Raw genomic sequence first — 12,359 nt, 5'->3', positions numbered from 1 at the left:
TAATATCACTCGATAAAATGCATTTTTAATGTATAATGTGATACTTTTTTGATTTTCCATCACTATTTTGCTATCCCTTAAAAAAATATTAAAGTTTAATGAAAAAATTTATTATCCTTTTCATCGTGTTGTTTTGCAGCACGATGGCCTTTTCTCAATTAGGAAGTGATGCTCCATGGATGAAGGAACTACAACTACAAAAGAAAGATGGTTCCATTACTTTAAAAGATATCAAACTCGCTGGAGATGCCTATTGGCAAACACATGACAAAAACAAAAAAGGTAGTGGTTATAAACCATATATGAGATGGCTCAATCAAATGGAAGCATTTGTTAAACCTGATGGGACCTTGCAATCAAGCAAGGAAATAATGGATCAATTAAATGCAATATCGGTAGCAAAATCAACCATGATGGATGAATCCAATTGGGTTCCTGCTGGACCATTTAATTATACTAATACAGGTTCTTGGTCTGCTGGACAAGGTAGAGTAAATACCATAAAAGTTGACCCTAACAATCCTAGCACCTATTACATAGGAGCTCCAAATGGTGGAATATGGAAATCTACTGACGCCGGTATTAATTGGACACCATTATCGGACTTCATAGGACGTATAGGTGTAAGTGCTATTGAAATAGACCCTAATAATTCTAATATTATTTACATAGGAACAGGTGATGACGATGCTGGTGATAGTCCGAGTATAGGAATGCTTAAATCTACTGATGGCGGATTGACCTTTAATCCTACTGGTCTTGTTTTTGCTGGTAACTCTAGAAACATTTCAGAAATTTATGTAGATCCTAATGACTCTAATAAGATATTTATTTCTGCAAATAATGGATTTTACAGGTCTACAAATGGTGGACAAACAGTAGTGAGAACTTTTCAAGGTAATGTAAAGGATATAAAATTAAATCATGCCGATTCTAATATAATTTACCTAGCTACAGATGAGTCTTTTTACAGATCGACTGATAATGGGGTAACTTTCACTTCGGTTACGGCTGGTCTTCCATTGCCTAATAATGTAGGTCGTATAGTTATCGGTGTTACACCTGCAAATAGCAACTATGTATACTTACTATATGCACAAGGAGATATGAGTTTTGGTGGTATTTATAGATCAACCAATGGAGGTTCATCATTCACAAGACGTGATAATGGCTCAACTGATATTTTAGAAAGTTCACAAGCCTGGTTTGATCTTGCTCTTGAGGTTTCAGAAACTGATCCTAATTCTATATACACTGGCTGTTTAAATGTTTGGAAATCAACAACAGGTGGTTCTTCATTTTTTAAAATCAATGATTGGAACAACCCAACAGGAGCTGCTTACACTCATGCTGATATTCATCAAATACGTCAATTTGGAAACGAACTATTTGTTTGTTCTGATGGTGGTATTTACAAATCTACTGATACAGCAGTAACCTTTACTGATTTGACTGGTAGTGCTCAAATAAGCCAATTTTATAGGATTGCAGTGAGTCCAACTAACAGTGCCGATATGATCGGTGGATTACAAGATAACGGAGGTTTTACAAGAACAAATAATGTGTGGAGCAATTACTATGGCGCCGATGGAATGGACACCGGAATTAATCCTCAAAACCCCAATGTAAGATATGGGTTTACTCAAAACGGTGGCGGATTGTATTTTACAACTAATGGAATTTCTAATGCTGGATCCATTGGTGGCCCAGAAGGTGGTAATTGGATCACACCATTAAAAACTGCTAGTGATGGAACTATTTATGCAGGATACAGCAGATTATACACTGTAGATCCTTCAAGTGGTTTTACTCCTGTTTCATCTTCCTTTGGTAGCAATATAGATGTGATAGAAATTGATCCATCAAACAATAATAGAATATATGTAGGTGTAAATACTAGACTGTTTCGTAGTGATGATGCTGGATCAACCTTCAACCTTGTCTATACCGATTCCAGTAACATCCAAGCTATTGAAGTGAGTAATACTGATAGTAATGTTGTTTATATTACCACTAGTGGAATTAATGGTAGAGTTTTGAAGAGCACCAATCTAGGTGTAAGTTTTACTAACATTACAGCAAACTTACCTTTCCTAGGTAAAAACACACTAGCTCATCAACCTTTAAGCGCTAATGACGCGTTGTACGTAGGTTGTACTGTAGGTATTTATAGACTTACCAATTCAAGCAACCAGTGGGAACCATTCATGAATAATTTACCTAATTCCAATATACGAGATCTAGAGATTAATGCAGTCGATAATACACTGACTGCGGCAACTTATGGTAGAGGAATATGGCAAACTGCAGTTACCGTTGTTCAAGCACAAGACGACGCTAGTATACAAAATGCAGCCTTATTAAGTGGCAGTACTATAAGCTGTAGTAGTGATGATGTAGATGTAACCGTGAGAAACAATGGTCAGAATATCATATCAACACTAGACATCAATTATACTATAAACAATGGAGCTGTAGTTTCACAAACGCTAAATACAAATATTCCAGCAGGTAGCAGTTCTACGTTTACTCTTTCAGGAATACCTTTTACCGTTGGTGACAATGAATTAAATATACAAATTGTTGCACCCAATGATCAATTTCCAGGTAATAACAACTATAACCTAAATATTATAAGAAATCAAAACTCGGTAGGAAATGATATATATTCCTTTGCTAGCAGGGACTTCTTAACAGAAAATGCCGATGGATCTAGCCCGTTATGGGAACGTGGAGTGCCTGCAGGAAGCGTATTAAATAACGCTGGTGCAGGAAACGATTCAAACGTGTATGCAACTAACTTAGATGGAGATCATGGAAACAATACTATTGCTTATTTATATAGCGGTTGTTATGATTTAACGTCTATGAGAAATCCGGTAGTTCAATTTGATATGGCTTTTTCTATTGAATTAAACTGGGATTTATTATACATGCAATATTCAGTAGATGGAGGAATAAGCTGGTCTGTACTAGGAACAGCAAGTGATCCTAACTGGTACAACAGCAGTAGATCACCTAATAGTCAAAATTGCTTTAATTGTGTAGGAGCACAATGGACTGGTTTTTCAACAACGCTTTCAACATACAGCTACAATCTTGCAGCCCTAAGCAATGAAAACAGCATTATATTTAGATTTGTTTACCATTCTGACCAACTTGAAACAGAAGAAGGTGCCGTCATTGATAATTTTGTGGTAACAGGAACATTATCAAATGAAAACAATACTCTTGAAAATTCTTTTACGATTTATCCGAATCCTAGCAAAGGAGCTTTCAATTTAAGATGGAATAATGAGCAATCTTTTGATTATTCTATTTATGACCTCAGCGGTAAACTTATTCAATCACAATTCAACAACACAGGAACCGATCATAAAATTGATTTGAATAACGTGAGTCAAGGATTGTATTTGATAAAAATAGCTACAAAAGACAGTGTTATCACTCAAAAACTTTTAATAGAATAAATTTCTCAAACTTAGATTATCAATTAAAAAAGCATCTCTTCAACGAGATGCTTTTTTGTTATTATCTTAGGGCAAAAATTTAACCATGAGAAACTTTTTTCTATTCTTGATTATAGGATTTTTCGCTTTCGCGGAAGCGAGCTGTCAAGAAAACTACGTAAAAGAAAATTACGACAAAACTACCTACCAAATCCCGATGCGTGATGGTGTGAAACTATATACTGTAGTTTATAGTCCAAAAGACACCAGTCAAGATTACCCGATCATGATGCAACGCACCTGTTATAGTGTAAGACCGTACGAAGAAGGTAAATACAAACGCAGTCTAGGACCTAACCCATATATGATGAAGGAAGGTTACATTTTTGTGTATCAAGACGTAAGAGGAAGATGGATGAGTGAAGGAGAATTTGACAACATGCGACCACATGTACCAGGAAATGACCCTAAGAATAAAAATGACATAGATGAAAGCTCCGATACGTATGACACAATAGAATGGTTACTTAAAAACCTTAAAAACCATAATGGTAAAGTCGGGCAATGGGGAATTTCATATCCAGGTTTTTATACTGCAGCTGCTTTACCAGAAGCTCACCCAGCGCTTGTAGCTAGCTCACCACAAGCACCTATTGGAGATTTCTTCTTTGACGATTTTCATCATATGGGAGCAACATTACAATCTTATTTAATGGCTTATCCCGTATTTGGACATCAAACTGAAGAACCAACTACTCAAAGTTGGTACAATGATAAATGGAATAAACTGAGGGAAAGAGGTGGAATGAACGATTCATACACCTTTAATATGAATATAGGACCGCTTTCAACGGTAACTGATAGTATATATCCAGATAACTTCTTTTGGAATGATGTGGCCACACATCCTAACTATGACGAATTCTGGCAAAAAAGAGCCATTATAAATCATTTAGATAACGTCGATCATGCTGTAATGACAGTTGGTGGATGGTTTGATGCCGAGGATTTATACGGTCCACTTAATATATATAAGAACGTAGAACAGCGCAACCCTAACAATCCTAACAACATGATTGTAATGGGACCATGGAGCCATGGTGACTGGTCTAGAGAGCGTGGTAAACAAATGGTTAATCACATTCACTTCGGTGATAGTATTTCTGACTTTTACCAACAAAACATCGAGAAACCATTTTTTGATTATCATTTAAAAGGTAAGTCAAACCCTAATTTGCCAGAAGCTTACATGTTTGACACTGGTAAAAAAGAATGGAAACAATTTGCGCAATGGCCACCAAGAGATGGAAAAATCACTTTAGGTTTTCAGGAAAATGGTAAATTGGTGATCAACCCTAAAAGTACCTCGCAAGCTCAATTTTCCTACATAAGTGATCCTAACAAGCCTGTTCCATTCAGAAGTGAGATTAAACCCGTTACATTTACTCCTAGGGCTTATATGACAGATGATCAACGTCATGCTAGTTTTAGACCAGATGTCCTTACTTTCAAAACTGACATTCTAGACGAGGATTTAACCTTGAGTGGAGAAATCCTTGCCAAATTGGATGTTATTCTTAAAGGAATTAATGATGCCGATTTTATTGTTAAACTAATCGATGTTTACCCTACTAACATGGAAAATGGAGAACACACTCCTGATCATATCTCACTTGCAGGATATCAACAACTGGTAAGAGCTGAGACATTTAGAGGAAGATTTAGAAATAATTTTGCACAACCAGAAGCATTTAAAGAAGGTCAAGAGGAAGAGGTAAACTTTCCTTTACAAGATATTTTACACACATTTAAAAAAGGACACCGTGTTATGATACAAATACACAGCACTTGGTTCCCTTACATCGATCGCAATCCACAAAAGTATGTTGAGAATATTTTTGAAGCAAAACAAGAAGATTTCACTACAGGTACAATAATCATAAAAGGCTCAAGTACAGTTGAAATTGGAGAAAATGATGGTATTGAACAAAAGTTACCTCAAACAAAGATGTAATAAACTTTAAACGACAATTTTACCACATTGTCTTGTTTATTAAGATTTTTTTTAGATATTAGCAGTATCAAGATTTAAAAATGGCAACTAATTATCCCCTTAAAAAACCTAACGCATTGATACGCACGTATTTATTAGCAAAAGGAGTTTTTAAACTAATTACGAAGACATTTTTTACATTTTGATAATCTTAACTAACAAACGTAATAAGCCTAGCTTTCCCTAAAGCTGGGCTTTTTATTTTGGAATAGCTTGAATCAACTTTTTAGTGTACGCTTTTTGAGGATTTTTATACAGCTGTTCTGATTCTTGAATTTCTTCAATTTCTCCTTTATTCATAACAACAATACGGTCACAAAAATGCTTCACTACTGCCAGATCATGAGAAATGAATAAATAACTAAAACCAAATTCTTGCTTCAGTGTGTTCAATAGATTTAAAACCTGTGCCTGTACTGAAATATCTAAGGCGCTCACACTTTCATCACACACTATAAATTCTGGTCGTAAGGCTATCGTCCTAGCGATACCTATACGTTGACGTTGACCACCGCTAAATTCGTGTGGATATCGATAATAATGCTCTTCTTTAAGACCTACTTTAACCAGTAGTTCCTTAACCATTAATTCTCTCTCCTTATTAGAACTACCTATCTTGTACCAACTCATAGGTTCTAAAATGGCAGAACCTACAGTCAATCTAGGATTTAAACTAGCAAAAGGATCTTGAAATATAATTTGCATTTGATGACGCATCTTTCTCAAAGATTTTTGAGATTGTCCTACAACCTGCATTCCTTTATAAAAAACACTACCCGAGGTAGCTTCTTTTAATCCTAGAATGATATTGCCTAGGGTGCTTTTACCACAACCACTCTCTCCTACCAATCCCAAACTTTCACAAGGAAAAATATCAAAGCTCACTCCATTGACAGCAGTGAAAGCGTTAGATTTATTAAACCAGCCGTTTTTTTCCTCATATACTTTTTTCAAATCCTTTATTTGAATTAAAGGTTCTTGTGCATACATAGTTTTAAGTGAGTGCTCTCTTTGTACAGCATCAACAAGTTTCTTTGAATAATTATTATCTAAAAAATCAGATATTGTAGGTAAAACCTCAACACGTTCATTGAGATCAGGTCTCGCGGCTAATAATGCCTTTGTGTATCGTTCCTTTGGCTCATTAAAGATCGATTGAACTGTACCTTTCTCAACAATGTGACCTTGATACATCACCATTACCTTATCAGCAATAGATCTTACAAGAGATAGATCATGTGAAATGAATAAAACACTCATGTTAAACTCTTGCTGTATATCCTTTAGTAATTTGATAATTTCCTTTTGAACAGTAACATCAAGAGCTGTTGTAGGTTCATCGGCTATTAATAAAATGGGATTGCAAGCAACAGCCATTGCAATCATAACGCGTTGCATTTGTCCACCACTTATTTCATGAGGATACTTATGATACAAAGACTCTGGATGTGGCAAGTGGACTTTTTGGAATAAGGAAATTACTTTATCCTTTATTTGGGCTTTAGTAAGATCCCTGTGTTGCTTTAAAATTTCAGCTACTTGTTTCCCACATGTAATAGTAGGATTAAGTGCGCTCATAGGTTCTTGAAATATCATGCTTATTACGCTTCCGCGAAAGCGTGACCAATCACCAGAAGAGAAATGCAAAACTTTTTTATTATTAATAACCAACTGACTAGCGGTAATTATAGAGTTCTCAACAGGCAACAAGCCCATTAAAGCTTTACTCATTACCGACTTACCACTACCCGATTCTCCAACAACCGCGACAAATTCATTAGATAATATTTCAAAAGAAACATCATGAAGAACCTGTGTAGAGTTTTTACCTGTGCTGAAGCTTACATTTAAATTTTCACAAGTGACCAGTGTATTATTTTGAGATAATTTGGTCATCCGATAAGATAGGTTGGTTACGTAATTTTAGAAATATCTGAGCTATTGCGACTACATCCTTTTCACAATAATCTGAAATACGCTTGATGTCATTTTCCTTATAATATACATCTCGTACCTGGTCACCACTGATATCATCTTTAGGTGATGGAATACCCAAAACCCTAGTTAACAACTTAAGGCTAGTAAAATGTTTATAATCCCCAAATTTCCACAACTCCATGGTGTCAAGATGAGGTACTTCCCATGGCTTCTTACCAAATAAGTTTAGTTTTTCTGGTAAATCCATCCCTAGAATGATCATTCTCCTAGCAATATAAGGAAAGTCAAATTCCTTACCGTTATGGGCACATAATAGGTGCTGTCTAGACGAAAAATGTTCTTTTAATAATTGAGAAAACTCTATTAAAATGTCCCGTTCATCACCAACAAAACTTTTGGTTCTAAATTGTGTGTCGCTTGTATAAGCAAAATACCCTACTGATATACATACAATTTTACCAAACTCTGCCCAAATGCCAGCACGCTCATAAAATTCTTGCGGCGTAAAATCTTCTTTACGCTGGTATTTTGTTTTATCAGAATATAGCTCTTGATCAGCTTCGTCTAATTCTTCAAAACTAGCATATTGAGGAACCGTTTCAATATCCAGAAACAAAATATGGTGCATGTCAATTTTATGAATCATACTTTAAATTTCTAATTCATCGCTGTCATCTTCTTCATCTAGTCCTCCAGATTGTTGAGCTTTATATTCTTCACAGTCGGTTTCAATGGATAGGTTATCTGGTTTTTTGAATTTCTCTTTTGATATGTCCAGAGATTCTTCGTTATAAAGATTTTTCATGTAAAGACCCCAAATAGGTAATGCCATTGTAGCACCTTGACCGTATTTTGTAGAGTTAAAATGGACCGATCTATCCTCGCCTCCTACCCATACTCCAGTAACTAAATCAGGAACCATTCCCATAAACCAACCGTCGGAATTGTTTTGTGTTGTTCCTGTTTTACCTGCTATGTCATTCTTTAATTCATAAGGATATCCAGTGATGACATTCTTATAAATATATTGAGATTTTCTCCAGCTGTCCTTTAATCTACTACCACTACCGTAGTTTACCACACCTCGCATGAGGTCAACGGTAACATAGGCCGTTTCCTCATTCATCACATCTTTAGAATCAGGCACATATTGATAAAGGATTGTACCATTTTTATCTTCAACACTAGTAACGAGAACTGGCTTGTTGTAAATTCCTCCATTAGCAAAAACACTATAAGCTCCTGTCATTTCAAACAAATTAACATCAGGTGTACCCAAAGCAAGAGATGGAACAGCATCCATTTTATCGGTATTAATTCCTAATTGAGAAGCCCTATCGATAACAGGTTGAGGACCTACCTCGTCAATTAACCTAGCCGATATTGTATTCTTTGATTTTGCCAAAGCTTCCTTTAAGGTTAGAATATTACCGTAATCACCACCAGAATCTTTAGGAGTCCAGTCTTTCAAGTTACCCCATTTACCTGCTGGTATCGTATACTCACCATCTGGTAATTCTTTACATGGTGAGTAGTGCAACAAGTCTACAGCAGTAGAATATAAGAAAGGTTTAAAGGTAGATCCAGCTTGTCTTTTTCCCTGTTCTACATGATCGTATTTGAAATGTTTATGGTTTATTCCTCCTACCCATGCTTTCACGTGTCCACTTTGTGGATTCATAGACATTAATCCTGCTCTTAGATATTTTTTATAGTGAACAATACTGTCTCTAGGCGTCATTAATGTATCTACTTCACCTTTCCACGTAAAAACAGTCATGTCTGTCTTTTTCTCAAAGCTGGCGTAAATTTCCTTTTCAGATTTACCTGCAGCTTTCATAATACGCCATCTATCAGACCTGCGCATAGCGGCTTTTATTATGTTTTCGGTTTCCTTTTTGGTTAAATCCCTAAAAGGTGCAGTTTTGTTTTTGATATTTTGTTTATCAAATTCGGCCTGCAAGTTTTTCATGTGATCTTGTAAGGCTTGTTCTGCAATTTCTTGCATTCTGTAATCGATGGTAACATTTACACGTAGTCCATCATTGTAAATATTGTAATTCTTTCCTGTATCTGGATTCACGTGATCCTTTGCCCATTCCTTCAACCAATCTCTTAGGTATTCTCTAAAGTAGGTAGCAAGACCATCATCATGGCCTTCTGGTTTAAAATCTAGGACAATAGGTTGTTCACGCAAACTATCCTTCAATTCTTCAGTCATTTTACCATTGCGTACCATTTGAAAAAATACCTGATTACGTCTATTAAAAGACTTCTTTTTTGATATTTCTCTTTGTGGATTATATTGTCTTGGGTTTTTAAGCATTGCAACTAGCACAGCGCTTTCCTCAACCTTTAGGTCTTTTGGCTCTTTTCCAAAGTAAATACGAGCTGCCGATCGTATACCTATGGCACCTTTAAGAAAATCAAACTGATTAAGATATTGAACTATAATTTCTTCTTTGGTGTACTGTTTTTCCAATCGAGTAGCAATAATCCACTCTCTAATTTTTTGAATTCCTCTTTCAAATTTGTTTGCTCTAGGCTCGACAGTAAAATAAAGTTTTGCCAACTGCTGGGTAATGGTACTTGCACCACCTTTACTTCCTAAATAAGCAAATGCTCTAGCTGTTCCATAGCCATCAATACCGCTGTGATCCCAAAATCGTTCGTCTTCAGTTGACACTAATGCATCAACCAGGTTTTGTGGTAATTCATCATAAGTTACAGGTGTCCTATTATTCCCTGGATTGTAAAATTTTCCCAGTGTTTTACCATCGGCAGTAATGATCTCTGTAGCCAGGTCTGTTTGAGGATTTTCTAATACCGTGTGATCAGGTAAGGCTCCAAAAATTCCCCATGCTGCTAGGAGGAATAACAGTACTACCAGCCCGATACCCGTGAAAACTAGTTTCCAAAATAATTTTACGTTTTTACTTACGGCTTCTTTATCTTGTACTTTTTGTGCTTTAGTCTTTGCCATAATTTTTAGGTTTTTCAATACTGTAACCTAGGTCTACAATACCGTTTAAATTTTGTACTGGTGTTATTTCACCTGTCTTACGCATTACGTGTCTTAAGGTTAGATGGTAGGTTCCGCTTTCGCGAAAGCGTATTCCTTCTCTTAACCATAATTTGTTTTCATATAAATCACCTCGTTCTCTACCCAAATAACGACCGTAATTATCGGTCATATCAAACTCTAGGGTATCAACAAAAGTCCTACCTTGAGGAAATTTAATTTCTGAGATTAAAAAGAGGTTACTAAAAGCGTACTCGTGGTTATTTCGCAGGTTTATAAAGAGGTCATAAGTATTTGTTGTGTCTGGTGGAGACACTTTAAAAACTGGTGCCTGATTAATATTCCATTTTGCGTTTTCCAATGAAACAGTTTGCGAAGAAACTAAATAATCATCACAGCTTATAAGAACCACAAGGAGTGTGCATATATAAATTATCTTTTTCACTAATTTGAAGAGTCTTTAGGCTTGTTGTTACTGTTACCTTTTGGACGATTGTTACGTCTTTTATTTTGAGGCTTCCCTTTAGTTCCCGTTTTTTTCTGGTTACTAGCGTTATTGTTCTGATTTGGGTTTTTGTTATTGCTGCTTTTTGCGTTTCTGTTAGTGTTAGAACGTTGTTTATTCTTGTTTCTGTTATTTTGAGTCCTTTTTTTTGCTGGTGTTTCACTAACAGCAGCTACTGTTTCCTTTTTATTAGAGCCCGGTTTTCTTCTATTTTTACGCTTGTTACGTTTTGATTTTGGCTTGTCAAACCTAGTAAGGCTGTCCTGTCCAACTACATTTTCAAATGAAGCTTCTTCTTCTATAATCAATTCACTTGCGTACTCCTCTATGCTAGAAACCTTATCTCCTGATTTATTTACAGCAACTATTTGGTGAACCTGATCAGTAGTCAATACATGCCAGTTCATCCATTCGCCTTCATAACAATACCACATTATACCTTTAAAAATATCTACCTTTTGACAAACGGCAGTTCCTTTATGAGTATATAGCTTTTGATTTTGTTTAGGAAATGAACTTAATGCATCTAGATAAGAATCTAACTCGTAATTTAAACAGCATTTTAATTTCCCACATTGACCAGCGAGTTTTTGCGGATTGAGTGAAAGGTTTTGATAACGCGCAGCACCAGTTGTAACCGATCTAAAATCGGTAAGCCAGGTGCTACAGCATAATTCACGACCGCAAGAACCTATACCACCTAATCTGGCAGCTTCTTGTCTAAGTCCAATCTGGCGCATTTCTATACGTGTTTTAAACTCAGATGCATATTGCTTAATAAGCTCCCTGAAATCTACACGCTCATCGGCCGTATAATAGAAAGTAGCTTTGGAACCATCTCCTTGAAATTCAATGTCAGAAATTTTCATTTTAAGTTTGAGCTCGATGGCGATTTGGCGAGCTCTTACTTTCATAGGTTCTTCTCTATCGCGAGCATTTTTCCATTTCTCAACATCTCTTTCATTGGCAATGCGATAAATTTGAGGAAAAGATTCATCTTGAAACTTTACTCGCTTCCTTTTCATTTGAACCCTAACTAGCTCTCCGGCTAGAGTTACCATCCCAATATCGTGACCATTTTGTGCTTGTGTGGCAACTAGATCACCTATCTTAAGACTTAGGTCGTTATTGTATTTAAAATATTCTTTACGACTGTTTTTAAATCGAACCTCTACATAAGGAAAACTTTCCTGTCCATCAGGAAGCTCCATGTTAGAAAGCCAATCAAAAACGGTTAATTTATTACATCCACCTGTTCCACAGGTTCCGTGATTTTTACATCCACCTGGCACGCTACCGCCAGATCCACAACTACTACAGCTCATTCACTTATCCTTATATATTGACGCCTAGCGGTTTATTACCCTAAGCGGAATCATTATTGTTAAAGGT

The 12,359-nt window shown here is 36.0% G+C and carries 7 protein-coding genes; 2 read left to right on the top strand and 5 right to left on the bottom strand.

Annotation, left to right across the window (positions count from 1 at the left end):
- Window positions 1-98: 98 nt before the first annotated feature.
- Together AAT17_RS08380 and AAT17_RS08375 are read left to right on the top strand one after the other, a co-directional pair.
- On the top strand, window positions 99-3,470 hold the full coding sequence (locus AAT17_RS08380) for a T9SS type A sorting domain-containing protein (RefSeq protein WP_060523611.1): 3,372 nt from the start codon (window positions 99-101) through the stop codon (window positions 3,468-3,470).
- Between the two features lie 85 nt (window positions 3,471-3,555).
- The gene (locus AAT17_RS08375; RefSeq protein ID WP_060523610.1) at window positions 3,556-5,463 is read left to right on the top strand and encodes a CocE/NonD family hydrolase; all 1,908 of its coding nucleotides are present in this window, start codon (window positions 3,556-3,558) and stop codon (window positions 5,461-5,463) included.
- A 237-nt stretch (window positions 5,464-5,700) separates the two neighbouring features.
- Here the strand turns inward: AAT17_RS08375 and AAT17_RS08370 are convergent, their stop codons facing one another.
- The 5 genes from AAT17_RS08370 to AAT17_RS08350 are packed head-to-tail and all read right to left on the bottom strand — an operon-like array spanning window position 5,701 to window position 12,292.
- The gene (locus AAT17_RS08370; RefSeq protein WP_060523609.1) at window positions 5,701-7,398 is read right to left on the bottom strand and encodes an ABC transporter ATP-binding protein; all 1,698 of its coding nucleotides are present in this window, start codon (window positions 7,396-7,398) and stop codon (window positions 5,701-5,703) included.
- Window positions 7,376-8,086, bottom strand: coding sequence for a 3'-5' exonuclease (locus AAT17_RS08365; protein ID WP_060523608.1), 711 nt, complete (start codon window positions 8,084-8,086; stop codon window positions 7,376-7,378). Before AAT17_RS08365 ends, AAT17_RS08370 begins: the two co-directional genes overlap by 23 nt.
- 3 nt (window positions 8,087-8,089) lie before the next feature.
- Window positions 8,090-10,423 (bottom strand): transglycosylase domain-containing protein, encoded by a 2,334-nt coding sequence (locus tag AAT17_RS08360; RefSeq protein WP_060525056.1) that lies wholly within the window; start codon window positions 10,421-10,423, stop codon window positions 8,090-8,092.
- Window positions 10,410-10,907 (bottom strand): gliding motility lipoprotein GldH, encoded by a 498-nt coding sequence (locus AAT17_RS08355; RefSeq protein ID WP_060523607.1) that lies wholly within the window; start codon window positions 10,905-10,907, stop codon window positions 10,410-10,412. The genes AAT17_RS08360 and AAT17_RS08355 overlap by 14 nt, the downstream gene beginning before the upstream one ends.
- Entirely contained in the window at window positions 10,907-12,292 is a 1,386-nt protein-coding gene (locus AAT17_RS08350) for a regulatory iron-sulfur-containing complex subunit RicT (protein WP_060523606.1), read from the bottom strand. The genes AAT17_RS08355 and AAT17_RS08350 overlap by 1 nt, the downstream gene beginning before the upstream one ends.
- Window positions 12,293-12,359 lie beyond the last annotated feature (67 nt).

It is taken from the genome of Nonlabens sp. MIC269 (assembly GCF_001430865.1).
Lineage (GTDB): Bacteria > Bacteroidota > Bacteroidia > Flavobacteriales > Flavobacteriaceae > Nonlabens > Nonlabens tegetincola.
Note: the sequence above shows the minus strand (reverse complement) of the source record. Positions and strands in the feature narration are given on the sequence as shown.